Source organism: Lysinibacillus sp. CD3-6, assembly GCF_006351725.2.
Classification (GTDB): Bacteria; Bacillota; Bacilli; order Bacillales_A; family Planococcaceae; genus Lysinibacillus.
The window spans coordinates 2,583,798-2,607,856 of the sequence record NZ_CP085880.1; the positions used below are offsets into that span (position 1 = coordinate 2,583,798).

Sequence of the window (24,059 nt, forward strand, 5' to 3'; positions counted from 1 at the left end):
CAATTCGTACGCTCGGTAGCATTATTATTTCGTTGAAGAAACAGTAAAACGTTTATTAATATTTTGCGGATTTTCAATTTCATCTAATACAGCAATAGCGAAATCACTGTAGCTGACATAACTTTCACCCGATGCATTTACTAATAGATGATCGTTCCCAGTAGTGTAGCTACCTGTACGTGGTCCTTCAGGATCAAACATCGCAGACGGACTTAAAAATGTCCAAGTAATACTGGATGCTTGTAAATCAGTTAAATTTTCACCTTGATTTTTTGCAGTTGCAAAGAACATTTCCGGAAAATCTGGTGTATCCATAACTCGAATAGTTTTCTCTGGATCAACAAATAAGCTTCCTGCCCCACCGACAACAAATAGTTTTGTTGTAATGCCATTAAAAATATTAATTAAATGACGACCAACTTTCACATGCAATGCCTCTTGTCCGAAAGGTGCCCCAAAAGCATTCACAACTACATCAAAGTCTTGAACGTCCTGTTGTGTTAAATTCAATACATCTTTTTCAATCACTTTAATATCTTCTTTTACTTTGGAAGCTGAACGAACAATAGCAGTTACAACGTGGCCACGTTGTAATGCTTCCTCTACTATTTTTTGTCCTGCTTTCCCTGTTGCTCCAATTACCCCTATTTTCATTTTAAATTCCTCCTCAATTCTATTGTAACCATTTTAGTTACAGGTTAATCACAGTAAGACCGACCTCGTTTTACATTAACGAAGTTGATCTAGCACATCTTGTAACGTTTGTGCTTGTAACTGTTTTTCCATTGCATGCCAAACATCTATATAAACGGCTTCTAACGTATGCTGAATTTTTCGACCAACCGCACATGCTGGGTTTGGCTCATCATGAATTGCAAATAGTTGTTCAGGACCATCAATTGCACGATAAATAGTTAATAACGACAAATCTTTTGGTTCAAAAACGAGCCCATAGCCTGCAATTCCTGACTGCGATGTTAACAAACCAGCTCTTTTTAATACACCGATCATTCGTCGCACGACTACTGGATTGGTATTGACACTACCAGCAATATAATCAGATGTTAGCTGACTTTTATCAGATGTTGTAGCAATGAGCGAAAGTATATGGATAGCGACCGAGAATCGACTATTCACCATATGAATCACCACCTGTTGTAACTATTATAGTTACAGGTTGAGATAATCACAAGTATTTTGCTCTTATCATAACCTGTTCATTCTTACTGAACACAATACATGTTGAGAAATCTAACTACCCCTCTTATATTTTTGACACATAAATAACGAGCTCTTGTTGGATTTGCCCATTTTCTTCATAAAAATCTAAGTTATGAAATTCATATTTAAAATGGCCAACAGGAAACGTCACGCTCTCCCCTTGAGCTGCAGCGAGTATACCAGCCACATCATGTGACACTATATGTAAAAGTTCCATCCCTGAAATCGTTTCAATAAAAAATACGTTCATTTAAAAACACCTCCTTAGCCATTATAGCTTAGAAGGTGCTTGGATTTATAGCGTTAATTAAGTTGAGTCTCTATACTCGCCTAGGGAAGGCTTTTATTAAAATATTACTTTTGCATGTGTCGTAGCTTCTGTAAATTTACTGGACTGACTAGCTGAAACTCCAAATGACCAAGAGGTAAAGTTAATAGAAGGAGAAATTTGCCAAACGGATTCTTAGTGCAAATATTTACCAAATGCATCTATTTGAGTTGGAATTGCAGAAGTTAATCTATCTACTGTAAAATATGAAAATGCAGATAAAGTTAACACTTTTTCACTATGACATGCATAAGATTTCATAATATCATCAGGTAAATCAATACTTAAAGGATAACCAGTTGGACCTTTTGTCCAAGAATTACTACTGCTAGAATAAGTTTTTACTAAATGTTTCGTTTTATTACATGAATGTCTTACAGACCAACTTTGCTGTCCATATTGTGAACCAGGAGTAGGAGACCAGAAGGCACTGTTAATACTTGTCCCTATCACATCTATTTTCCTATTTTTCGGCATAATATGCCATGTAATAGCTGTTTTTACTCGATATTTTTTCTTTGCTTCTAAAGCAACTATAGTTGTTGTAACTGTTTTATATGAAGTTGTACTTTTATCAATATCTTTTTTATGTAGCGTATTCCTTTTTACAATAGATTTATTAGAAAAAAAGCCCCTATTTTCTTTCTCTTCTTGTAATTGAACTTCCTTAAAATAAGTCTCCTCATCAAGTTCGATAATTAAATTGATTAAATCTTCCTCATTAAAAATATCATTTTCTATCACTTTTAAAAATTTTGTACTAGTTGCAACAACTTCTCCATCTATTTCTAAATTTTTATTTATTTCTTCTGGGAGCATGTTTAATATTTCTTCTTGAGTAAAACCAAGAGACTCAAGATGTTCTATTTGCTCTGCATTTAAATTAGAAGCTGCTTTCACTTGAATTTCTCCCAAATTAAATCCTATGAAAATAATCATAATAAAGATAAAAAATAATTTTTTTATATTGGTTTCCTCCTTGTTTTTTTTCATACTTAAATGATAAATTATAAAAAAAATCAGTAAAAGGATTTTCTATAAAAAAGGAGGATATTTAGTATGAAAATCAAATTATTGTTAATCGTAATATGCTCATTTTCACCATTACTATTATTAGGACTTTTCATTTACGGAAATGCTTATTATAACGACTATCATCTAAAATCATCCGAAACGACAGTGAAAGATTTTATAGAGGATTTTATCGATAGTAGCATACAAATAATGCATTTTGAACGAATAGAAGAAACCAATATGTGGCTAGTACAATTGAAAATTAACGATAGTAAATATGGTCATGCACGTTTTAATAAAGGTTGGAATGGTAAACTTAAATTTATTTATTTAGCAACAGATCTCACAGTAACTTATCGAGAACATAAAACAAATAAAGGCAACTATGGCACACTATATGTACACGAACTAGACAGTAATGTTGCCAAAATCAAATTGACACCAAACTGGAAGAATTTCGAAAAAGAAATTGAAGTTGATACAGTCGCTCCATTTATGAAAACATTTAAACTACCTGAAAATGTAGAAGATACTTTCCCAGCAATGTTTACTTTTTATGATAAAACTGGAGAAGTCATTTATGATTACTCGAAACATGGTTAAGATTATGAGCGTTATTTCAATCATGGAAGGCGCTTACATTTCAAGCTATTTATAGCCATTCAGCCGTATTTCTTCAACTATTTGCATCATTTTCACTAATTGTTCTTGTGTTAAAGTTGTTGAAATGTTTAAGCTATCGTGTTGAGTCTGCTGTTCTTTTTCCAACGATGCTGGTTCTTGTATATTTTTCCTCAACCGACGAACTTTTGCTTTGTTTGTCGTTTGAAGCATTACTTTTTCTATCAACACAGCCACCCCTAAACATTTAATTAGAAAATATTCCTATTAATACCATTAACACTATAATAGACGAACCATTACTTAACCATCCGACTTCTTTCCTATTTCTTTCAATAGATGGATCGATTTTATTCGACTATTCAAAAAAGCAGCAACCATTTTGGTTGCTGCTTTCTTCTATTAAACCGCAATTGGTGCTTTAATTGCTGGATGTGGATTGTAGCCCTCGATGGAAAGATCCTCAAGTTCTATTTCGAATATTGACGTTTTATTTGAGTTTATTTTCAAGGTTGGTAGTTCCCGTGGCTCACGTGAGAGCTGTTCTTTCACTTGCTCTATGTGATTTGCGTAAATATGCGCATCGCCGATACTATGAATAAATTCGCCAACTTCAAGCCCACATTCATGGGCAATTAAATGTGTTAATAATGCGTAGGAAGCAATATTGAATGGACAACCAAGCAATGTATCAAGACTTCTTTGCATTAATTGACAGCTTAACTTCCCGTTTGCTACATAAAATTGGAACATGACATGACATGGTGGCAAAGCAGCTTTACTCCCCTTTGCACCTGCATTAATGACATCTTCAGGATTCCAAGCATTCACAATAATACGTCGTGAATCTGGATTATGTTTAATTTGGTGAATGACATCTTGTAATTGATCAATACTTTCCCCATTTGATGTTGTCCAATTACGCCATTGCTTGCCATAAACATTGCCAAGATCTCCGTATTTTTTCGCAAAATCATCATCCTGTACAATGCGGTCACAAAACGATGTCAACTCTGCTTGATATAACGCATTGAACGCTTCATCCATTAGACAACGTCTGCCGAAATCAGTCATATCAGGACCGCTATATTCATCGGATTCTACCCATTTTTTAAATGCCCATTCGTCCCAAATATGATTATTGTTTTGTAATAAATAGCGAATATTTGTATCGCCTTTAATAAACCAAAGAAGCTCGCTTGCTACAAGTTTAAATGGAACACGCTTTGTCGTTAATAGTGGAAATCCTTTACTTAAATCAAAGCGCATTTGATAGCCAAAGACACTATATGTGCCTGTTCCAGTACGGTCGTCCCTTTTAACTCCATTTTCTAATATATGTTGTAGTAAGTTTAAATACGCAGTTTCTGGATGCGTCAATTTGTCACCAGCTCCTTCAAATATGCTGTTGAACATTATACCATCTAACGGTAGTAAATGAACGCTCAAATAAAAAGAAACGACATTTTAACTCCAACATTAAAATCTGCTATTTTTTTCTACTTCTCTTTAACAAACTAATTACATGTCTGAACCCAATGTTTTATCGTGTAATTCTCTAGAAATTTCATTTTCTGTAGCAACGAAAAACATCGGTAACAGGATAATTGATACAAGGATAGGACCAACAATAAATAACAAATCAATACCAGGGCTAAAAAAGAGTCCAAATGCAGTCAGTAATCCAGACATCACTAAGAAAGTAATTTGAGCAATAACAATTAACAACGGTATGAGTTGATATAAGTAGTTTAGTTTTCTAAATTGATGCATATTTTCTGGATGCTGAAGAATTCGTTTTTTCAAACGTCTAGATAAAATCAAGCAGGCAAAAATTTGCACGATAATAAAGCTAAAATACATAATACTGCGTAAAATCATTTGTTGTTTTTCAATTGCCCCATCGAAATGGGCAACGCGTTGCTGTAACAGTTCATTCACTGCACCATTATAGATGTATTCACGTTCACTCAAATATGTTAGTGGTTGGACAAATCCAAATGTTGACCATTCTTTAGCATTGATTTGCCAATTTGTTAATTTACTTGCCATAATACGCAATTGAATAGACTCATCTTCACTAAACATGCCAACTAACGTGCGATAGGGTATTGACAATTTCAATTGACCATCTTGTTTTTCTTGAAACAAATCTCCGATAAAAAATGTATAGGCAACATCCTTTTGATTCGTTTCAAAATGTGCACCTTCCACTTTCCAATGATTTGCTAAAGAGGCTTCGATATCATTTTTCATCTCATTATATGGCGTATTGTTATGTAGCTGTTTAGGAATTTTATAAACAAAATGATTGTCACTTCCAATAATACAAATATCCACTTCAACTGGCGTTTCAACAATAGTTTTAGCCATTGTTGTTATCGGATACACTGAGATGGCGACTAAGAATAATAGGATTAGTGTTAGCACACATCTTTTCATGTAGGCTCCCCTTTCCTTCACACAAGCTAGATTCACATTATCACAGCTTTTACCGAAAATACTATTTCGTTATTCCGAAAAAATGTTAGTGGTTTTCCGAAACGTCTTCTTTCGGTATTCCAAAAAACCCAAAAATTAGGGATAATATAGTTGATACTTATTGATGAAACGAGGCATTTTCATAATGATTATGAAAAATAAAGAGGATATACTATGCACAAATTAACTTCTAGTATTTTTATAACCTACTTACTTATTGGCATTTATGTACTTGTTGTTGCCATCCGTGCCCCTTTTATTAACATTTCAGTCGATACGTCCAATGAGCTACCTGTCATAATTGATCCTTATTATACAAGTTGGGCTCAACAACAAAATATTGAACGAGGAGACATTATCCTGAGCATCGATCAACAATCTGCGAAAGGTTTTAAATCTTTCCAACAAGATACATATATTCCTAGCGCAAATGAACTGTCGATTTTAAAATTAGACGGCACAGTACATACAATTAAAGTATTGCATCGAGAGCTTCCTGAAGAGTTTTATACGCATATAGTTTTTCCGATGTTTTATTTCATGCTTTGTTTTGGTGTTGCGTTCTACTTATGGCAGCATAATAAAGACAATTTCATCACCAAGTTACTTATGCTATTTCTTTTAACATGTTCTTTAGCTTATACGAGCACAGGTGCTTCAAGTCGAGGGAATGGAATTGGTATGATCGTAAATGGTATTTGTATCGTTTTATGTTTAGTATTAATCATTCATTTTTTACAACAATATTTTCGCTATTTACATATTAAATGGTCATATTTTGATACAAAGTGGCTCTATTTTATTCCGTTAGTCATCATACCTTCTTGTTACGTCATTGAATTATTTGTGCCACATTTTAGTAATATCACACCTAATATTACACTCAGTTTATTTGCGTTACTAATTCTATACGCTACTTTTATATTGCTCACTAGTTATTTACGAACACGGTTAGCAAAAATACGATTAATTGCCATCTCGTGTATTATTCCATTTTTGCCTTTTTTACTATTATTTGTTGTACCTGAGATTTTAGGTAATAATACAATCATACAGCCCGAAATAAGTGTTTTATTTATTTTGTTTATTCCTTTTTCTTTTATATTCATTCAGTTAAATGAACGATTGTTTGATATTGAGTACCAATTATCACGATTTCGCTACTATTCATCCCTTGCCTTTTTTAGTTCACTAATCATAACGACAGTCTTAGCAATATTGCTATTTTCACAGCTTACAATTGCAATGTTAATTGTTGTATTTTTCGTGCTTTTCGTAGGCTTTATTACAAGCTTCTATATAAAAGAGCAACTTGATTTTAAACATCGAAAAATTATATTTTCGTCTTCTGGTGATTATGTACATAATTTATATGCTGCAGTTAATCGGATTGGTAATGCAAAAAATCAACAGGAATTACTTAATAAGCTTAAAAGTGAAATTACCGAGAAACTTGGTACGACAGCATTTACCCTTGAAACAATAACCGAAGATGTTCAATTTCCACAAGGTGGCATCCAAATTGAGAACCAAATGACACAACTCCTTATCCATGATACAGTGGATGAAAAGATTCTTATTCGGATAAGACACACTCTACAAAAAGAAGAGCTACTTTGGTTGGAGTTACTTGCTTTATATGTCTCTATGTTTATCGACAATTTAAAGCATATCGAAGATTTAGTACGCGATATTCAACACATGAAAGACACAAATAACACCCAACTTCCTTGGCTCGATAAATTATTATGGAATATTATTGAAAAAGAAAAAAGTATCCTTGCCCAAGAGTTACATGACACTATTTTACAGGAGCAGCTTCATTTAGCGAGGGAATTAGATGTTATCGCAAGCTCCCCTATTATCGAAGAAAAAAAAGTTTTAAACATTCGAGAGCAGCTTATTAATGCCACGAAAGATTTACGTGAGTATTGTGAAAATCTAAGCCCACCATTACTCGATACGTTTGGTTTAGAAATGGCTTTAAAAAAACTTGTCCAAAAAGTAAAAATTCGTGCTAACTTTCTATTGAATACTCAAATTGACCGTGTTCAGTTTCAAGATGCAACTTTACATTTAGTCGTTTATCGGCTAGTTCAAGAACTGCTTAATAATGCGATTAAACACGCTGATGCATCAAAAGTTTCACTTAAACTATTTGCGATAAATAATGGTTTTGTTCTCCAATACGACGATAATGGAATCGGCTGTAATATTGAAGATTTAATGCAATCATCCGCTTCTATGGGCATTAATGGGATTCGCGAACGTGTTCGAGCGTTTAACGGAGAAATGACCATTACCTCCAAACCAAATGATGGCATGCATGTCTTTATTCAAATTCAAGAGGAATGTGAGGAACCATAAAAAATGATTGAAATATTGATTGTAGATGATCATCCTGTCGTATTAGACGGAACGAAAACATTATTACAAGACTTGGAAAACGTTCATATTGAAACAGAGCAAGAAAGTGCTAATGTCGCTTGCCGAATGGAGGCTCAATCATTTCAGCTCTTTTTAATTGATATTAATATGAAACCAATAAACGGAATTCAACTTGCTGAAATGATTAAGAAAAAACAGCCTGAAGCTCTCATTATCCTTTATACAGGCTACGAATTATCCGATTATTACGAGCTACTCATTGAAAAAAAAGTGGACGGTCTATTATCAAAGCTTGCTACAAAAGAACAAGTCATTCAAACAATTCAAGCTACTTTACGCGGCGAGATTTTATTATCCTCTGATTTTTTGGACTTTGTCAAACAACACTCGAATCGTTCTAATGCAAAACAGGAAGTGTTACTAAGTCATAAAGAACAAGAAATTTTACAGCTTGTAGCACAAGGTTGTACAAATAAAGCCATCGCCTCTGCAATTGGCGTTACCCAGCGTACTGTAGAAAATTATTTATCAAAACTCTTTGTCAGATTACAAGTGGAATCACGTGCAGAGGCGGTAATTGTTGCGAAGGAAAAAGCATGGATTGACTGAGTCATTTATGATACCTTAAATTTCGCATAAAATTACATAGTATTTAATAATGTGATAAAGGTTTAAAATCCATTCATTTTATCGTTTTTTATTAACAAAATAGGTTCTTTATACCTCTTTTCTTTCAGTAAATGGGTTTATCCTTATACTTAGAAACAATATTATGTAATTTTTTCTTACTAAAAAACGGCATTTGCTGGATAAATGTATGAATCTGTTATATAATGAAAGTAATAATTAAATTACTTCATCGTAAACAATGAAACCACGTATTCAATAGTAACGTGTTTTTGGGATCTTCTGATTATGTGTTTATTTATACAGAATGAAGGAATATGATTGTTGAATTTATTTTTGGAGGTTTTTTAAATGACTCAAGGTACAGTAAAATGGTTTAACGCAGAAAAAGGTTTTGGCTTCATCGAAGTAGAAGGTGGAAACGATGTATTCGTACACTTCTCTGCAATCCAATCTGAAGGTTTCAAAACACTTGAAGAAGGACAAAAAGTAGAATTCGGCGTTGAAGAAGGTAACCGTGGCCCTCAAGCTACAAACGTTGTAAAACTTTAATTCTTTTTCAAGAATTAACAGTTCAAACTACAAGAGACATCCTTAATGGATGTCTCTTTTCATTTGTAAATATTTCTCTAAGCGTAAGAATGGAGACCCGCAATGACTAAGTTAACGAAAACTTGATTAAAAACAATAATGCCAAAACCGATGATAGATAACCATGCAGTTTTCTCCCCTTCCCATCCTTTGGAAAGACGTAAATGTAAAAAAGCTGCATAAAATAAAAATGTAATTAGTGCCCATACTTCTTTAGGGTCCCAACCCCAATATCTTCCCCAAGCAATTTGTGCCCAGATCATTGCAAATAATAAGCCACCTAAAGCAAATAATGGGAAACCTATCACAACAGCTCTATATGAAATTTCGTCCATTAATGCTGGCTGTACACGTTTTGACAGTGGCTTTAATAAAACAATAACTCGCTTTCTAAAGATGATTCGTATGAGTCCATATAAAATAGTCCCCCCGATAAATGCCCAGATAATAGAATTTAACTTTTTTGCATCTATATTCTGGGGTACTTTCAATAATCCAATAGAGTCTCCACTATCCTTTAATGCTCCTTTATTGACAATAAGAGGTGTCATCGAATAAATAACCTTTTCTTCCTTGCCTTGTGCATTTTCAAATTGAAGATGTACGTCATTCTTTATTATATTAAATGCAGTCGATACGCCACTAAAGCCGATGACAACAAGCAAACAGTACATGACAAATTCTAACGAAATCGTACTAAGGGATCGCTTTTGAACATCCAATGTTTTTAGTAAATAAATTATTCCCGTGGCAAATGAGATAGATAAAATAGCACTTGAAAAGGCAACTGTCATCACATGAATTGTTAACCAATTACTTTGTAATGAAGGGACTAGCGGTGTCACCTCATTTGTAAAAACGCTTCCATAGCCGAGAATGATAAGTACTACAGGTATAGCAAATAACCCTACGACAATTTGCTTATACAAAAAATGTATGATAAGAAAACTAGCCGTTAACATAATGCCAAAAAACGTCATAAACTCATACATATTACTTACAGGCGCATGCTTGACTGCAATCCACCTTAAAATAAAATAGCATAATTGCAAAACAAAGGCGGAATATGTAAGGATAAGACCAAGCCTTTTAAACGTCTGTCCAGACGATTTTACTGCTAGTCCAAATGGGAAAATGGCGATTAACAATAAAATAAAGGCGCCAGATAGCGAATTCCCACTCATACTTAAAATTTTTTCTGTTTCCAACATAACGACCTCCAACATCCTTTTTTGGTAGAAGCTGTGAATGCCTCTTTATAAAAGAACGTAAACCGTTATATTAAGTGTCCACTTTCTACTGTAAAATCCTTCTTTTAATGGTGTATGTTACAAAAATGTGGCGAGACAAGAAAAAGCAGACGGATAGAAGCAGGATTATAGCTCCTTTTACACCTTCTTGGACATCCAATGAAACCGACATTTGGTACCCATCACTTAAAAAAAACACATTCATCATTCCATGTAATATAGCGACTGGCATAATAGATTGTCCATATTCTCGGAACAATGAAAGTATTAACGATATCCCATATAGCAGTAACAAAAAAATAATTACCCCTAAAAATGGCATATTATAAGATTTATAAAATAGTGCAATTGGTAAATGCCATAAAGACCATATGGCACCTGTTATGCAAGCGGTTTGCCACAAACCGTAATACTGACGCAAATAAAAATGAAAATTTCCACGCCAGACAATTTCCTCTAATAATGCTGAAAGTGTACTAATAGTAAGACCAATGAGTATTAAGGGAAAAAGATCAGCTATGCTCGTTACAAGAAATGTCCCACGATTTGTATATAGGAAATATAAATGAATGCTGCCCCCCATGAGAATGGGCATTACAATGCTTGCTAATAACCAATTCCATTTTGGCTTTTTAAAAGCAAAGGAATAAACAATAGGTAGGCTTGCGCCTATTTTTTGCATAAGAAAAACGGAGAGGAGTGGAATTATCATTGTAAGCCCAATCAAGCTTCGCCCATTAGAAAATGTCAGTAAAAATAGATGAACTAAAGTAGTAAGAATGTATATACATAATGTAGTTTTTATCACTAAATAATTTGACAAAACTTCAACTCCTTATCATGTAATTCATCATTTCAAAAAAAAAACCAACTTTTCACTAACGTAAAAAGTTGGTTTTGATAAAGCAGACATGCCTCTATCTACATATTACCAAAAATTATATTTTAAGTCTATTTCTTTCTTTAACTATGTGGGAAAATAAACATGCGCAAATAAAACATAACGTTATTGAAAATAAATCGGAGGTTTTACATGCAACAGAATATTTATGATAACCCCAATTTTTTTAAGCAATACCAACAATTACGAACATCCCCATTCAATTATAATCAATTACTTGAACAGCCAGCATTTAAAGCATTACTGCCTAATCTACATGACTTACAGGTACTTGATATCGGCTGTGGTATGGGAGAATTTGCAAAGTTCTGTATTGAAAACAAAGCGCGCCATGTAACTGCGATAGATGTATCGAAAAATATGCTTGCTGTTGCTAAAGCTGTACATGCACATCCAAACATATCTTATTGTTTACAATCATTTGAAGAATTTAATGCACCAGAAAATAGCTTTGATTGTATCACAAGCTCACTCGCACTACATTATATAGAGGATTTCGAAGCAGTTATTACTAAAATATCGTCAATGCTTCGTGAAGAAGGTATTATCATTTTTTCCATTGAACACCCGATTGTCACAGCACGCAAACAAATGGATAATTGGATTTTCGATGAGGATGGTAATGTAAGTCATTATGCAATGGATAATTATCAAGCGGAAGGTATGCGAAAGCAAACATGGTTAGTGGACGGTGTTATTAAGTATCATCGGACGTTATCTACGATACTTAATACATTAATTGCGCATGGACTCACTATCGAAAAAATTGAAGAACCTATCCCTTCGCTTGAAGCCATTCAAGCACTACCGAAGCTCAAAAAAGAATTACGCAAACCCTCTTTTTTATTAATTAGAGCAAAGAAAAAAAAGTACTAACTGAGTGACAGGCACTCAAAAAATTCTGAATTTTCTAAACAATTGATAGAATAGCATAAGTTGTAAGTCGCAACAATCCACGCTTAGCGTGGGTTGCGGCATACACTGTGCCCGTGGAAAACGAAATAAATAAGTGACAGGCACTTAAACAATTTTTTTCTATTTCAATCCACTTTTGATTTAAAGAAAATAATTTCAGGATCACCATCATCTAAGTTTTCAATATAGCCACTTCTCTTAAATCCAGCTAACTCAAAAACTTTTTGCATGTGCAAATTTGATTGATTTGTAGAGGAGAAAATTTTAAGTGTGGGAGCCATGTTGACAAAATGAGCTAGTAAAGATGTAGCCACCCCTTTTCTTCGTTCTGAAGGCTTTACAATAATTAATGAAATAAAACTACATTCAAAAAAATTAGTCGTATAAATTAAAAATCCTGCGATCCCTCTGTGCGTTCTTTGAACAAGGCATCGTTTTTCTTTAATAGCAGTTATTATCATTTCTTTTCTTGAAAAATCCCCTACTACTTCCTTATCCATTGTACTGAGCGCATCCACTTGCTCTATATTCGCCTGCATTATTGGCATCTTTTCTTTCACCCTTCATTCATCTGACTGATTGTAAATCATAACGCATTACTTTTAACTCATCGTCGTTAATCCCTACTGCATTTACACCTTCATCTATAAAACCACACTTTTTATACAATGCCTGTGCAGCAGTATTCGGAAAATTCACACCTAAAACTAGTTCGTTTATGTTAGGAAAATATTGTCGTACAAATGAAGGCAATAATTGTAATGCTTCAGTTGCATACCCCTTACCCTGTTCATAAATGTCAGTTGAAAATGCACGGATTAATAAAGCTCGTTCATTTTGAGTATAAGGTCTTACTCCTTCTTTTTCGTGAAGAACAAAAAAAGTAACAAGCTTCCCTTCCTTCAACGCTAAAACCGCATGTCGACTTTTATCGGTTTTAACTAGTTCAATACTTGCCTGAGGGGACATCGTATAACAAAGCTGCTCTTCAGATAATGTATATTGCTTAATCAGTGGACTATCTGATGCTTCATAAAATTTTAGGCGCATTTTATCCCTTCTTTCATTTTCTTTCAAACAATTCTAACATATTTTAACAATTAATGGAAAAATAGAAAAACTTCAATTTACTAAAAAATCACACACGCTTACGTTGTTTTTGTATTTAATTACTTTAAATTCCAATATATGATATTATTACACTATTCAAATTAAAGGAGAAACGAATATGATTGCGCTCAAAGCAGTAGAAACGTATGGAACTAACTAATTTCAAAGGGATGTAAAACTTACTCTACAGCCCTTAAACATGGGAGAATTAATATGGAACAATATTTTAAAAACTTTCTTAATGGGCAATCAATTATATTAAAGCAAATGGCATCTTCTGATTTAGAAGAATTTATAAAAGTGGAGAGTGAAAAACATACACTATTGCTTGCTAATGATGACATTCCTTTCCCACATACTGTAGAAGACCATACCTCATTCTTTCAAAGTATTAGTGGAAAAAAAGAAGAATTTATCTTTGGTATATTTGAAAAGACGACACAACAGCTTATTGGTTCTTGTGGCATATATTCTATAAATTGGACTAATAGCACCTGTCAAGTAGGAATTTCTATTAGTGAAAAATGGCAGGGTAAAGGATTGGGAACTGATGCAATGCAGACGCTCATCACGTTTATCTTCGACTACATTGCGATAAACAAAATTAAACTACAAGTGTTTAGCTTTAATGCAGGCGCGATACGTTCCTATGAAAAATGTGGATTTACAAAAGAAGGTACTCTTCGTAATGAAATTTTTCGCTTCGGTGAATTTCACGATATTATTTTATTCGGCCTGTTACGTGAAGAGTGGCCCTTCCGTAGTTAAAAAACAAACGCACACATTCAATTATAGAATGTGTGCGTTATGCGTATATAATGAAACGTTGTGAATTTTGCCTAAACGCTCTGAGCATCAAAAAGTCTATATATGTCAAGTAATTATAGAAAAAAGAATTATTCCTAATAATTAAACAGCAAATAATAGAATTTGATAAATTGCGACAAGAAATGAAAAAATGGCATAGTTCTCTTAAACTTTTCTAGTTAGAAGGAGAATTCCATATAGTAAAAAAGACATAAATACAAAAAGTTTAATTCTAAACCTTTTTCGTTGGAAAAATGCCGTGTATTCGCTATTTACATAGCTTATGTATCTAACAAAAGAAGATAAAATTTTCACTACAATTCACAGTATTTTTATAGTTACATAGACTAATTTGTGACTAAATTACGAATTTCAATTTCGATACACAATATGACAATTTTTTTGTTTTAACTGATATACAATGAAAAAGCTGAATCAAAGTCATTGGAATTTTAAATCAAGAATATGCAGAAAAAAATTAGGAGGAGAATAAGTTGGTACATTTATTGCTTAAACAATTCTTGAAGTTTGAAATTGAGATTAAAAGGAGAATTATGTATAAAAAGGCAAAAGATTTAGGATTTACTCACCCCGCCGTAGTAGATTATAGCCAAGAGCTTGATGTTTTACTAAATAAATATTTAAAACAAGCATCCTAACATAAAGGAGGAGTATTTATAAATAAATTTTATAAAGTAATCCCATTTTCGATAAAACCAGTCAGATTGAATGTTAACTTGGCTGGTTTTTCATTCAGCCTAATTACTTGTTAAAACGCCCTGTCGACTTCCCTCGTTTTTCAATGTTACTGTAATGAAACGTATACATAACAAAAAATTGGGAATTCTACCTATAACGCTAATTATAGGAGGCCAAATGATGCAAGTGCTTTTTTTAACCTTGGTCGTTATTTCGAATTTATTTTCACAAACACACACACCTGAAGAATCAACAACTACTATTTGTGAACCTATCACAACATCTGACACTACGCTTCAATACCCTAGTAATCACTTTCAATCTTTTCTTGTTGAAGATGAATTTTATAAGCAATTAGATAAATCCATCTATGAAGAGTATAAAGATGCAACATTCAACCTTCGTCAAAAAATTCTTTTTAAAGATGTGCCTGACACGCTTCAAATTTTTCATATGCAAACAAACGATACTAGTGAAAAATTAGATTTATCAAATTACATTCGGATTCATCCAAACAGACAAGTATATTTATTAGCTTCATATCGCCAAAACGGACAAGATGAATTGCATAAATATATAGTGATCGATGCTGGAACGAATAATATTCTATTAGGTAGTAGTAAGTATTCGCCATTCATTACTAATAGTCGATGAGTCATAATGTTTCTTAATAAGTACATCTACTATATAGTATGCTCGAATAACCGTTACTAGAAGTATCTTTCTTACATTAATCAATATTTTCTGATTTTACATTTAAATGAGAAAAAGCCTGATTGAAATATCCAACCAGGCTTTTCTCTACGATCAACTAGTAGGTAAGGCTTTTTGCAAAATTTCTTGTTTAACTTCTTCAACAAACTGCTGTAATGGTTTTTCATTTAATGCTTGATTACCATATTTGCGTACAGTAACACTTTGATTGTCGCGTTCTTTATCGCCCAATACTAGAATATAGGGTGTTTTCTTCATTTGTGCTTCTCTTATTTTTTTCCCGAGCTTCTCCTGACGATTATCTATACGAACTCGTACGTGTTCTTTTTCAAGTGCTTGTACAACTTGCTGAACATACTCTTGATGGATATTTGCAACACCAATTACGATAACTTGTTGTGGTGCTAACCAAGTTGGAAAAGCTCCACCAAAATGTTCTATCAAGATGCCTAAAAAGCGGTCAATTGAACCAAAAACAGCACGGTGGATAACGACAGGTCTTACTTTTTCATTCAGTTCATTTAAATATGTTAAATCGAATTTCTCAGGCAGTTGGAAATCAAGTTGAATCGTTGCACATTGATGACTTCGTTTAATGGCGTCTTTTATATGAATGTCAATTTTAGGTCCGTAAAAAGCACCATCTCCTTCGTTTATTCTATAAGGATACCCTGCATTAGTGAGGACATTTTCCAATGCCGTTTCCGCTTCATCCCAAAGTTGAATATCACCCATAAAATCAGCAGGACGTGTTGATAATTCAATTTCATACTCGAAGCCAAATACTTGATACGTGTGATCAATGATCTTCAGCGCTAAATTAATTTCATCCTCAATCTGCTCTGGTGTGACAAAAATATGGGCATCATCTTGGCAAAATGTTCGTACGCGTAATAGACCATTTAATGCACCGCTAAATTCATGTCGATGCACTTGCCCAAATTCCGCCATGCGAATTGGCAAATCGCGGTATGAATGTCTTGCATTTTTAAAAATCAACATATGTCCAGGACAATTCATCGGCTTTAATGCGAAGCTTTGAGCATCTACTTGTGTAAAATACATATTGTCTTTATAGTGGTCCCAATGTCCCGATTGTTCCCATAGACGCTGGTTCATCATAAACGGTGTACGCACCTCTTGATAGTCATATTTCGTTTGTAGATTTCGTAAAAAGGATTCTAATTCATTGCGAAGAATCTGACCGTTAGCTAAATAAAATGGCATGCCTGGCGCTTCCTCGGAGAACATAAATAGGTCCAGCTCTTTTCCTAGTTTACGATGATTGCGTTTATCTGCTTCTTCTAAAAATATAAAGTAATCTTGTAATTCTTCTTTTGTAGCAAATGCAACACCATAAATCCGCTGCAACATTTTATTTTGGCTATCCCCTCGCCAATACGCCCCTGAAACTTGCATTAATTGAAAGTGTCGCAATTTACCTGTAGAGGATACATGTGGTCCTCGACATAAATCATAAAAATCACCTTGCTCATAAACTGTTATGATTTCATCTTCAGGAATATCAGCGAGTAATGCCAACTTCATTTATCATGTTGAAACAATCGTTTTGCCTCTTCACGAGATACTTCTTTTCTGTGAATTTCAATATTTTCTTGAACAATTCGATTCATCATTTTTTCTATCTTTTGTAAGTCTGTTGGTACAAGGGATTGTGCTAAATCAATATCATAATAAAACCCATTTTCGATGACAGGTCCTACCCCAAACTGCGCATCTGGATATATTCGTTTAATAGCCTGTGCTAATAAATGAGCAGTTGAATGACGAATAACCTCGATTCCCTCATGTGAGCTAGCATCAAATAGATTGATTTGGGCATCTGCCAATATAGGGCGCGTCAAATCAGTGATGGTTCCGTTCACACTTCCTACAATTGCTTTTTTGCGCAATGCGGGACTAATCGCCTGTGCAATGTCGGTTAGTGTAACACCTTTTGTAAATACTTGTTGTTTTCCATCTGGAAACTGAATGTTTAATACTTGATTTGACATGTTCTTTTCTCCTTTACTAGAAAATAAAAAAAACACATATCCGTCCCAAAACAGGGACGAGTATGTGTAATTTACCCGTGGTTCCACCCAAATTCCCACTAGATGCACTAGCGGCTCATTGATTTGCAGTAACGTCGCAATTACGGTGCATGTTTCCAAGCACTGCTCGAAGGTAGTAAAAAATGATGCGGCATTAGGAAGTTTTCAGCTAGGCTTCCCTCTCTGTGAATCGTTCATCAGTTCTCGTGTCCCTGTCATAGCTATTTTCATTGTTTCATGAAATTGGTATTTACTATATCGGACATCTAAATACTTGTCAATATTTGAAAATTAATTTTCACATTAGTAATGATGACCTTTTTATTAATAACACTGTGTGTAAAACGCATACATTTTTTCTAAAAAAAAATTTTTTTGTTATGGAATCGAGCATTTATTGTGAAGTGCAATCCTTATGAGTTAATAATGGTTGACCACTACTTCATTATGCCAGCTTATAGATTCTGACAATTGATAAGATACTAAGTTAGCCGTTACGACTAGCATCACACCTGCTCTAGACAGCATTGTATGCGTCGGCTTTTCTAACACGAGTACAATATAACCCTCCCCACTCCCATCGCTATCAATTGCATTCGTTGCATCTATATCAAAAGTAGTGTATTTGTCTTCTATCAATGTAGGGATTCGATCTTCCCTATAGCTGCCGTGTTCTTTCAAATTATAGCTGACGGGCATCCATCCTTCAGACCAATCAATACTACCGATAATTTCTTTACGACGACTGGCAAGTTTTCCAATTGAAAACGTAAAGTAAATCTTCATAATGGCCTGATCCAATTCATTCTTTCCTTCACATATTGCTTCAACCTGGAGCCTTATATCACCTTTAGACTGCTTCTTAACAAGAACGAAAATGGTACCTAAAATACTAAGTACAAGTACGACACCAACGATTACTAATCCCATTAGCCCCCTCCTATCATCGCAATAACTATTACCAATAGATTACCATGATTTAGGAAAAAAGGGATTTTTTCATCAAACAATCTTATGAAATGACATTGGCCTAAACGATATGACAAATAATTTAATTATACGTAAATGATAAACGCTTCTTTTATGATTTAATTTGATTTAGTATCATTTTTTTCCGCGCTATTTGCTTGGAGCTCTGCTGTTAATGTAAATGGTATTTTTAAATAGTTGTATTGAATTGTTACTTTTTGAATCGATGCAGCATTTACTTGTATTGCATAATGTTGTGGTTGCTTACCAATTGCCTGTCTGTCTATGTATTGACTTGGGAAAATCCTTACTTGCGTTAACTTATGAAATGTCATATTTGCGTTGTTTTCAATTTTTGTCCCGACTTCAAATGGTTCTGATTTGCTAACGACCAGCTTAGCACTTTCAGGATACTTTTCATCGACGAGAATCGTTTGTAACTTTAGCTCTCTTATACCTTTATTTTCAATTTCAATTAAACGAATATCTGGATTACCATTAACACTTGTATAACCATTCACTACAAGCGGAGGATTACTTTTTAAATAAATTACAAAAGTTGCACCCACTACTAGTACGCTAAAAAAGAACACAAAGAATATTTTTTTCATTAGATTCCTCACTTTCAATCTCCCACATTAGTATAACGAGAAATGGCAAGCAGCGGAACATAATTCTTTCAACTAGCAATGATGGTTCATCTTGCAATTTAGTATTCTAAGAAAACAATAGGTCTGTCGGGATAGATGCGTTTTGACTTCCTAATTTTAAGTAACGACCCTCCGTGCAGATTTTGTTAATATTTGTTACTATCAATCTAGAATAGAAAAAGTCCATTACGTTGGCATCTTAATGGAAAATAGAGGAGGTTATATTTGTTTAAAACAATGGGGATTGTACTATTTAGTATTGGCATAATGATGATTTTAATCGGATTACCGTTTTTATTAGGTTATTCAACGAATGAATTCTTAAAGTATCCTTTATATTTAGGCTTGCTTGTTACCGTCCTCTTCACTCCTAAAATAAAAATTCCAAGAAGAAAAAAATCATAAAAAACCATCTGTCTCATATCGAGGCAGATGGTTTTTGCAAACGAATTTCATCACGTATAGGAATTCCATCGTTGCCGATTAGGGGAATCTCTGGTTTTAATACTCTGGCACGCTCAACCGCATTTTGTAAAATTTCCACGAGATAATAGCCACGCTTTTGATAAAATTTTAATGCATGTAAATTATCATTCGTAGTAATAAGTGAAACAACTGTACAATGATGTTGGCGGGCTTGGTCCTCTACTGCTTGAACAAGTAATGTACCGATTCCCTTTCCCTCTTCTATACTATCGAGAGAAATAATTTCACATTCCTTGTCTCGGATAATGTAAGTTACAAGACCTACAATTTTTTGACTTTCATCAAGAAAAGCAAATCCTTCTAACTTACTACAATCATAGACCCCACTAGATATGACCATTTCGGTAGTTCCCCAATGTGCTTGAAAAAACTCGATGACTTCCTTTTTATGAACTTGAGAAATATTTATGACTGACATTTTGCTTCACCTTCTTTAAATAGATATATGGAATACTCCAGCAATGGCTTTCTGAATACCTAAACAAACTACCCATGATGCGACTCCTAACGCTATGGCAAATATTATATGAATCGATGATTTCATCGCCATATACATCACAAAAAGCATGACCATTGTAGCTGGAAGTCCAACAATAACTCCTACCGTAAAGCGCTGAATATGCTCATTTGGTTCACTTTGAACGGTTAGCCAAATAATACTTAAAATACTGACAAGGGGCAATGCAGCAATTACACCACCATATGTAGGAAACCTTCTCGCAACTTCAGTCACAATAGCAATAATTGCAGCGGAGCTAATAATTTTTACAAGTGTGTACATCATTTCGACACCTCACTTAATAGCCGAAATGCTTCCAAAATAGTTTTTTGTTCTTCTTCTGATAATAGGTTCAGTGCTTGCTTAAGCTTATTATCGTCTAATTCTGTGTTTTTCTTTAAAACAAGCTTCCCTTTATCGGTTAGAAAGAGCTTTACTTTGCGTTGATCATCGGTTGCTCGAATCTTTTCAACCCAGCCATGCCGTTCAAGCTTTTTTATATGCTCCGAAGCTGTATTTTGTGAAATATTCAGTAATGTTGCTATATCGCGAACTGTCACTTCATCTTCCTTTTGAATCATCTGTAAAATACGCACGCTCTGATGGGAAATTACATCTTCATGTGTTGTATGGAGATGATAAAAAATATTTGTAAAATAATGATTAATTTCTTGTATCATAATTTCTATACTCCTTTAATATATCGTCTTTAGCGATTATATCGTAAATGACGATATAAATAAAGCGATTATTATTAATATATTAGATATTTATTATGCAACAAGGTGTTCGGAAAACTATCCTTCTGTCCCTTTCATTTAATTTGTTCCATCCTCATACAATAGTCTATTTGCTCACTGCTCTCTGCTTAAAATCGCTAGTTATTGCAAATTGATTCATTTATTAGATAACTTTTTTCTACTTACATTGATAGGCTATTGTAAGCCTGTACTATGTGCAGTATCATTACACTACTAAATCTTAAAGAGTTTATGAAATTGAGGGTTATGCGTGTTATATTTGGTGTATTTTTTTGTTGGTGGAATCATTATGGTTTTAGCCTTACTCTTAAGTCAGTCTAAATATTTATTTTTATCGGGCATTATTACCGCATTGCCTATACTAACGCTCATTAATATGGGCATGCAGATGAAAAATATGAAAGCTGATACCTTTCATAGTGTGTTACAAAATACAGTTTTTGGTGCAGTCGGTATGTTGCTCTTCACTGTACTCGCCTTCCTCTTAACAAACTGGTATAAGCCTAGCATTGCTGTTATTGGTGCATTACTTATCTACGCGATTTTCATGCTTTCAGGGAAATTTATTATGTCTATGGTATCGTAAATTCAATAGTGGACGGTTTTAGGGCTGCTGAGCACAGCCTTTTTTTATTTTAGAAAAAACCCCACCTCTTTCTTTATTTCACTGCCTTAAAATGTTAAAATAATAATAGTTCTCTTTATAAGGAGGAATCGAAATGGTCGCATTCTTTTGTAATGCCTGCTCTAGACCCGACTTTATACAGGTCGAAGAGGTCTAGATTAACTTAAAAATGGATGATCTCTTTAGGCCACAAAGACAAAAGCCTAATTACAGGAGTGATTTCAATGGATAAACAATTAATTCAGCCGTTTTTAACGGTTGCAAACTATAATTTACTTGGTCAACAAATGAATAAAATTTTACAAACAATCGCTACTTCAAAAGATACAAATGTCATTCAAACTGTGCGTGGCCTTGTTCAAACAGAGATTTCTGATAACATTGTCATGACAACTTCAGAAGCCCAACTAATTGAGCCCATTTATACAGTAACTGAGCGTGCAGCAGGTGAAGCATATTTGCACAACCTAAAATCATATGTCATCCCATTTAAGCCAATTACCTCAAGCACTATAAAAAGCTTGTTTAAAAAAGAAAAGAAGCTTAAGTTGCCAAATCTAGAACGATTAGATTTTCAGCAAATTTGTTATTTCGCTTGGGATGATCCTGGCACACATCGTAAATATGTCATTTTAGAGCAAGACGCTAAGCTAAAAGCAATCAAAGGCATATTTGCAAATAATACCGTTCGTGGTATATGTGCTATCTGTAATCGTCACTCTGATGTAGGACTATTTACAACTTCCATCAAAGGGAATGTCGTTGGCACTTATACGAACCATAGTAATTATATTTGTGCTGACAGCGAAACGTGTAATCAACATGTGACAGATATGGATAAAACAATTGCATTTTTTGAGCGCGTTACTTGATCATAAACAGCCTTCCCTACTTTAGGGAAGGCTGTATTTTGTATGTCGTTAATACATTCAGACAAACTTTCCCCACAAAAAAACCATCCTTAAAAGTAGTTTCCATTAACTTTAAAGGATAGTTTGCCTATATTTTATGAAAGCCTACGTTTATCTGTTGTCATAATGGAAGATGCGATAATAACGAAGCCTAGCATAAGAACAAAAATTAAATCGAGTAAACCTGTATGCATTGAAACGGTAAACACGGTAATTATAAATGCGTAAGCGACAGTGTGGAAACTGCGAATCCCATTTTGCTTTACTTTATTATAAACTAACGATATTAAGACACCATATAACAAGAAGCCGATCGCTACTAACAAATAACCCCCATCTAAAAACAATTGACCAATAAATGTTGGGGTTGTTGTTCGCTGTTCACGTGTAACATTGACACCTCGCTCGCTCGTAATCGAGTTAACGACCTCGGTAACCTTCATGCGGGGTGAAATTTGTTCACCTGGTAAAATTGTACTAAATATTCCTTTATGAATTTCACCTTTTAAGTAATCTTCTTCTTTTGTGTATTCGATTATCGTACTTAAAACGATATGACTTGTGACAGCTTCTGCATTTAATGCACGAACCCATTTCGGTACTAAGTTTACTTTTTGTTCAGCAGTTAATAGTTTATCTCTTTCCTCAGCTGTTAATTCTACATTTGGTTGCTCACGCTTATTGAATTCAATTGATGTATCTTCTGTAAGGACGCGTATAAATCCAAACAATGAAAACGCTACACCAATTACGACCAATGCTGTTAAAAACCATGTTAATTTCACTCTTTTTACAACATAGTGGAAAATAATGATGCCTGTAAATAACATAATGATAAGCGGCGTACGATAACCCATTAATAGAAATAAGAACATGACAACCGCAAAAATCGAAACATAGACGATTGCCTTTTTCCATGTCATCGTCTTCTCCAAAATCATTTTATAGGACAAAAGCAATAACACACCAAACCATAATAATTGGCTAAAGAAGTTTAACTTTGGATCTAAATTACGGCGGTTTGCTTCATCCGTAATTCCTAAGTTACCACTAAAAATCATCATTAAATAGGAGCCGAGCCCAAGCACTGTCAAGACAACTATAAAATGAACGACATATTTCCCTAAAAACGACAATCCAAATGATGGAATTGTCCAATCCAGTTTATCGATTATTAATACACCTATGTAATAACAAACAACAGCTAAAAAAACAGCTGGCCATATGGATACATGTATACCGAATTGTTCAAATTTATGCCAATCAAATAAACTGATAAAAAAATATAACAGTAAAATAAATGGCAAAAAGAAATACGGAGAAAACATATCAATTTTATTTAATTTTCCAAAACTTTGTTTCAATTTGCTCATACATATCACACCTTTTAGATGTTACTTCCCCTCCTCTTTGTTTTTTGTAAAACAAAATTAGTAT

The 24,059-nt window shown here is 33.9% G+C and carries 28 protein-coding genes and 1 pseudogene; 11 read left to right on the forward strand and 18 right to left on the reverse strand.

Features of this window, described 5'->3' with window-relative positions; genetic code table 11:
• Window positions 1–24: 24 nt before the first annotated feature.
• From FH508_RS12570 to FH508_RS12585, 4 genes are all read right to left on the reverse strand, one after another.
• Window positions 25–654 carry an NAD(P)-dependent oxidoreductase gene (locus tag FH508_RS12570; protein WP_172771650.1) on the reverse strand — a complete coding sequence of 210 codons (630 nt, stop codon included), beginning with the start codon at window positions 652–654 and terminating at the stop codon, window positions 25–27.
• Between the two features lie 75 nt (window positions 655–729).
• Window positions 730–1,140 (reverse strand): Rrf2 family transcriptional regulator, encoded by a 411-nt coding sequence (locus FH508_RS12575; RefSeq protein ID WP_172771651.1) that lies wholly within the window; start codon window positions 1,138–1,140, stop codon window positions 730–732.
• Window positions 1,141–1,264: 124 nt separating this feature from the next.
• On the reverse strand, window positions 1,265–1,471 hold the full coding sequence (locus FH508_RS12580; protein ID WP_172771652.1) for a thymidylate synthase: 207 nt from the start codon (window positions 1,469–1,471) through the stop codon (window positions 1,265–1,267).
• Between the two features lie 213 nt (window positions 1,472–1,684).
• Window positions 1,685–2,449 (reverse strand): hypothetical protein, encoded by a 765-nt coding sequence (locus FH508_RS12585; RefSeq protein WP_228134064.1) that lies wholly within the window; start codon window positions 2,447–2,449, stop codon window positions 1,685–1,687.
• Between the two features lie 159 nt (window positions 2,450–2,608).
• Between FH508_RS12585 and FH508_RS12590 the strand changes: the two genes are divergently transcribed.
• Entirely contained in the window at window positions 2,609–3,166 is a 558-nt protein-coding gene (locus tag FH508_RS12590) for a hypothetical protein (protein ID WP_172771653.1), read from the forward strand.
• A gap of 45 nt (window positions 3,167–3,211) precedes the next feature.
• Here FH508_RS12590 and FH508_RS12595 read toward each other — a convergent pair whose 3' ends face one another.
• The 3 genes from FH508_RS12595 to FH508_RS12605 form a co-directional block, all read right to left on the reverse strand.
• A complete protein-coding gene (locus FH508_RS12595) occupies window positions 3,212–3,412 on the reverse strand; it encodes a hypothetical protein (RefSeq protein ID WP_172771654.1) in 201 nt (66 codons plus the stop codon).
• Between the two features lie 174 nt (window positions 3,413–3,586).
• Window positions 3,587–4,564: a thymidylate synthase gene (locus tag FH508_RS12600; RefSeq protein ID WP_228134065.1), complete on the reverse strand. Its 978-nt coding sequence runs from the start codon at window positions 4,562–4,564 to the stop codon at window positions 3,587–3,589.
• A gap of 141 nt (window positions 4,565–4,705) precedes the next feature.
• Window positions 4,706–5,626: a hypothetical protein gene (locus FH508_RS12605; protein ID WP_139860736.1), complete on the reverse strand. Its 921-nt coding sequence runs from the start codon at window positions 5,624–5,626 to the stop codon at window positions 4,706–4,708.
• Between the two features lie 213 nt (window positions 5,627–5,839).
• On the opposite strand from FH508_RS12605, the gene FH508_RS12610 reads away from it, so the two are divergent.
• The 3 genes from FH508_RS12610 (at window position 5,840) to FH508_RS12620 (ending at window position 9,232) form a co-directional block, all read left to right on the forward strand.
• Window positions 5,840–8,032, forward strand: a complete 2,193-nt coding sequence (locus FH508_RS12610; RefSeq protein ID WP_172771655.1) for a sensor histidine kinase — start codon at window positions 5,840–5,842, stop codon at window positions 8,030–8,032.
• Between the two features lie 3 nt (window positions 8,033–8,035).
• Complete coding sequence (locus tag FH508_RS12615) at window positions 8,036–8,662, forward strand: response regulator transcription factor (protein ID WP_172771656.1); 627 nt, start codon at window positions 8,036–8,038, stop codon at window positions 8,660–8,662.
• A gap of 369 nt (window positions 8,663–9,031) precedes the next feature.
• Window positions 9,032–9,232, forward strand: coding sequence for a cold-shock protein (locus FH508_RS12620; RefSeq protein ID WP_010859201.1), 201 nt, complete (start codon window positions 9,032–9,034; stop codon window positions 9,230–9,232).
• Window positions 9,233–9,309: 77 nt separating this feature from the next.
• On the opposite strand, the gene ccsB is transcribed toward FH508_RS12620, so the two are convergent.
• Together ccsB and FH508_RS12630 are read right to left on the reverse strand one after the other, a co-directional pair.
• Entirely contained in the window at window positions 9,310–10,482 is a 1,173-nt protein-coding gene (ccsB, locus tag FH508_RS12625) for a c-type cytochrome biogenesis protein CcsB (RefSeq protein ID WP_217270082.1), read from the reverse strand.
• Window positions 10,483–10,567: 85 nt separating this feature from the next.
• Window positions 10,568–11,344: a CPBP family intramembrane glutamic endopeptidase gene (locus FH508_RS12630; RefSeq protein ID WP_228134066.1), complete on the reverse strand. Its 777-nt coding sequence runs from the start codon at window positions 11,342–11,344 to the stop codon at window positions 10,568–10,570.
• A gap of 210 nt (window positions 11,345–11,554) precedes the next feature.
• Between FH508_RS12630 and FH508_RS12635 the strand changes: the two genes are divergently transcribed.
• Complete coding sequence (locus FH508_RS12635; protein ID WP_172771658.1) at window positions 11,555–12,298, forward strand: class I SAM-dependent DNA methyltransferase; 744 nt, start codon at window positions 11,555–11,557, stop codon at window positions 12,296–12,298.
• A gap of 164 nt (window positions 12,299–12,462) precedes the next feature.
• On the opposite strand, the gene FH508_RS12640 is transcribed toward FH508_RS12635, so the two are convergent.
• The gene (locus FH508_RS12640; RefSeq protein WP_172771955.1) at window positions 12,463–12,885 is read right to left on the reverse strand and encodes a GNAT family N-acetyltransferase; all 423 of its coding nucleotides are present in this window, start codon (window positions 12,883–12,885) and stop codon (window positions 12,463–12,465) included.
• 19 nt (window positions 12,886–12,904) lie between these two features.
• On the reverse strand, window positions 12,905–13,387 hold the full coding sequence (locus FH508_RS12645; RefSeq protein ID WP_172771659.1) for a GNAT family N-acetyltransferase: 483 nt from the start codon (window positions 13,385–13,387) through the stop codon (window positions 12,905–12,907).
• Window positions 13,388–13,660: 273 nt separating this feature from the next.
• Here FH508_RS12645 and FH508_RS12650 point away from each other — a divergent pair, with 273 nt between their 5' ends.
• The 3 genes from FH508_RS12650 to FH508_RS12660 all read left to right on the forward strand — a co-directional run bounded on the left by FH508_RS12650 (window position 13,661) and on the right by FH508_RS12660 (window position 15,607).
• Window positions 13,661–14,215 (forward strand): GNAT family N-acetyltransferase, encoded by a 555-nt coding sequence (locus tag FH508_RS12650; RefSeq protein WP_172771660.1) that lies wholly within the window; start codon window positions 13,661–13,663, stop codon window positions 14,213–14,215.
• A 533-nt stretch (window positions 14,216–14,748) separates the two neighbouring features.
• Window positions 14,749–14,913 carry an aspartyl-phosphate phosphatase Spo0E family protein gene (locus FH508_RS12655; protein WP_172771661.1) on the forward strand — a complete coding sequence of 55 codons (165 nt, stop codon included), beginning with the start codon at window positions 14,749–14,751 and terminating at the stop codon, window positions 14,911–14,913.
• A gap of 217 nt (window positions 14,914–15,130) precedes the next feature.
• Window positions 15,131–15,607 (forward strand): hypothetical protein, encoded by a 477-nt coding sequence (locus FH508_RS12660; RefSeq protein WP_228134067.1) that lies wholly within the window; start codon window positions 15,131–15,133, stop codon window positions 15,605–15,607.
• A 153-nt stretch (window positions 15,608–15,760) separates the two neighbouring features.
• On the opposite strand, the pseudogene thrS reads toward FH508_RS12660, so the two are convergent.
• From thrS to FH508_RS12675, 3 genes and pseudogenes are all read right to left on the reverse strand, one after another.
• A pseudogene (thrS, locus tag FH508_RS12665) lies at window positions 15,761–17,682 on the reverse strand (threonine--tRNA ligase).
• A gap of 459 nt (window positions 17,683–18,141) precedes the next feature.
• Window positions 18,142–18,651 carry a hypothetical protein gene (locus tag FH508_RS12670; protein WP_172771662.1) on the reverse strand — a complete coding sequence of 170 codons (510 nt, stop codon included), beginning with the start codon at window positions 18,649–18,651 and terminating at the stop codon, window positions 18,142–18,144.
• A 158-nt stretch (window positions 18,652–18,809) separates the two neighbouring features.
• Window positions 18,810–19,301 carry a hypothetical protein gene (locus FH508_RS12675; protein ID WP_172771663.1) on the reverse strand — a complete coding sequence of 164 codons (492 nt, stop codon included), beginning with the start codon at window positions 19,299–19,301 and terminating at the stop codon, window positions 18,810–18,812.
• Window positions 19,302–19,565: 264 nt separating this feature from the next.
• Here FH508_RS12675 and FH508_RS12680 point away from each other — a divergent pair, with 264 nt between their 5' ends.
• On the forward strand, window positions 19,566–19,745 hold the full coding sequence (locus tag FH508_RS12680; RefSeq protein ID WP_172771664.1) for a hypothetical protein: 180 nt from the start codon (window positions 19,566–19,568) through the stop codon (window positions 19,743–19,745).
• 13 nt (window positions 19,746–19,758) lie between these two features.
• Here the strand turns inward: FH508_RS12680 and FH508_RS12685 are convergent, their stop codons facing one another.
• From FH508_RS12685 to FH508_RS12695, 3 genes are read right to left on the reverse strand one after another with little or no spacing between them, the layout of a single operon-like run.
• A complete protein-coding gene (locus FH508_RS12685; protein WP_172771665.1) occupies window positions 19,759–20,244 on the reverse strand; it encodes a GNAT family N-acetyltransferase in 486 nt (161 codons plus the stop codon).
• Between the two features lie 15 nt (window positions 20,245–20,259).
• A complete protein-coding gene (locus FH508_RS12690; RefSeq protein WP_172771957.1) occupies window positions 20,260–20,607 on the reverse strand; it encodes a DUF3147 family protein in 348 nt (115 codons plus the stop codon).
• Entirely contained in the window at window positions 20,607–21,005 is a 399-nt protein-coding gene (locus FH508_RS12695; RefSeq protein ID WP_172771666.1) for a MarR family winged helix-turn-helix transcriptional regulator, read from the reverse strand. The genes FH508_RS12690 and FH508_RS12695 overlap by 1 nt, the downstream gene beginning before the upstream one ends.
• 370 nt (window positions 21,006–21,375) lie before the next feature.
• Here FH508_RS12695 and FH508_RS12700 point away from each other — a divergent pair, with 370 nt between their 5' ends.
• The gene (locus FH508_RS12700) at window positions 21,376–21,672 is read left to right on the forward strand and encodes a hypothetical protein (RefSeq protein ID WP_172771667.1); all 297 of its coding nucleotides are present in this window, start codon (window positions 21,376–21,378) and stop codon (window positions 21,670–21,672) included.
• Window positions 21,673–21,935: 263 nt separating this feature from the next.
• Window positions 21,936–22,583, forward strand: coding sequence for a FusB/FusC family EF-G-binding protein (locus tag FH508_RS12705; RefSeq protein WP_172771668.1), 648 nt, complete (start codon window positions 21,936–21,938; stop codon window positions 22,581–22,583).
• A 134-nt stretch (window positions 22,584–22,717) separates the two neighbouring features.
• Here FH508_RS12705 and FH508_RS12710 read toward each other — a convergent pair whose 3' ends face one another.
• Complete coding sequence (locus FH508_RS12710; RefSeq protein WP_172771669.1) at window positions 22,718–23,995, reverse strand: oligosaccharide repeat unit polymerase; 1,278 nt, start codon at window positions 23,993–23,995, stop codon at window positions 22,718–22,720.
• Window positions 23,996–24,059: the final 64 nt, after the last annotated feature.

Coding starts and splice junctions, on each gene's coding strand:
- ccsB (WP_217270082.1), bottom strand. CDS start 10,482: ATGTTGGAAACAGAAAAAATTTTAAGTATGAGTGGGAATTCGCTATCT.
- FH508_RS12700 (WP_172771667.1), top strand. CDS start 21,376: ATGGTTTTAGCCTTACTCTTAAGTCAGTCTAAATATTTATTTTTATCG.
- FH508_RS12650 (WP_172771660.1), top strand. CDS start 13,661: ATGGAACAATATTTTAAAAACTTTCTTAATGGGCAATCAATTATATTA.
- FH508_RS12695 (WP_172771666.1), bottom strand. CDS start 21,005: ATGATACAAGAAATTAATCATTATTTTACAAATATTTTTTATCATCTC.
- FH508_RS12645 (WP_172771659.1), bottom strand. CDS start 13,387: ATGCGCCTAAAATTTTATGAAGCATCAGATAGTCCACTGATTAAGCAA.
- FH508_RS12690 (WP_172771957.1), bottom strand. CDS start 20,607: ATGTACACACTTGTAAAAATTATTAGCTCCGCTGCAATTATTGCTATT.
- FH508_RS12610 (WP_172771655.1), top strand. CDS start 5,840: ATGCACAAATTAACTTCTAGTATTTTTATAACCTACTTACTTATTGGC.
- FH508_RS12670 (WP_172771662.1), bottom strand. CDS start 18,651: ATGGGATTAGTAATCGTTGGTGTCGTACTTGTACTTAGTATTTTAGGT.
- FH508_RS12615 (WP_172771656.1), top strand. CDS start 8,036: ATGATTGAAATATTGATTGTAGATGATCATCCTGTCGTATTAGACGGA.
- FH508_RS12570 (WP_172771650.1), bottom strand. CDS start 654: ATGAAAATAGGGGTAATTGGAGCAACAGGGAAAGCAGGACAAAAAATA.
- FH508_RS12620 (WP_010859201.1), top strand. CDS start 9,032: ATGACTCAAGGTACAGTAAAATGGTTTAACGCAGAAAAAGGTTTTGGC.
- FH508_RS12660 (WP_228134067.1), top strand. CDS start 15,131: ATGATGCAAGTGCTTTTTTTAACCTTGGTCGTTATTTCGAATTTATTT.
- FH508_RS12640 (WP_172771955.1), bottom strand. CDS start 12,885: ATGCCAATAATGCAGGCGAATATAGAGCAAGTGGATGCGCTCAGTACA.
- FH508_RS12575 (WP_172771651.1), bottom strand. CDS start 1,140: ATGGTGAATAGTCGATTCTCGGTCGCTATCCATATACTTTCGCTCATT.
- FH508_RS12710 (WP_172771669.1), bottom strand. CDS start 23,995: ATGAGCAAATTGAAACAAAGTTTTGGAAAATTAAATAAAATTGATATG.
- FH508_RS12605 (WP_139860736.1), bottom strand. CDS start 5,626: ATGAAAAGATGTGTGCTAACACTAATCCTATTATTCTTAGTCGCCATC.
- FH508_RS12635 (WP_172771658.1), top strand. CDS start 11,555: ATGCAACAGAATATTTATGATAACCCCAATTTTTTTAAGCAATACCAA.
- FH508_RS12590 (WP_172771653.1), top strand. CDS start 2,609: ATGAAAATCAAATTATTGTTAATCGTAATATGCTCATTTTCACCATTA.
- FH508_RS12685 (WP_172771665.1), bottom strand. CDS start 20,244: ATGTCAGTCATAAATATTTCTCAAGTTCATAAAAAGGAAGTCATCGAG.
- FH508_RS12675 (WP_172771663.1), bottom strand. CDS start 19,301: ATGAAAAAAATATTCTTTGTGTTCTTTTTTAGCGTACTAGTAGTGGGT.
- FH508_RS12705 (WP_172771668.1), top strand. CDS start 21,936: ATGGATAAACAATTAATTCAGCCGTTTTTAACGGTTGCAAACTATAAT.
- FH508_RS12580 (WP_172771652.1), bottom strand. CDS start 1,471: ATGAACGTATTTTTTATTGAAACGATTTCAGGGATGGAACTTTTACAT.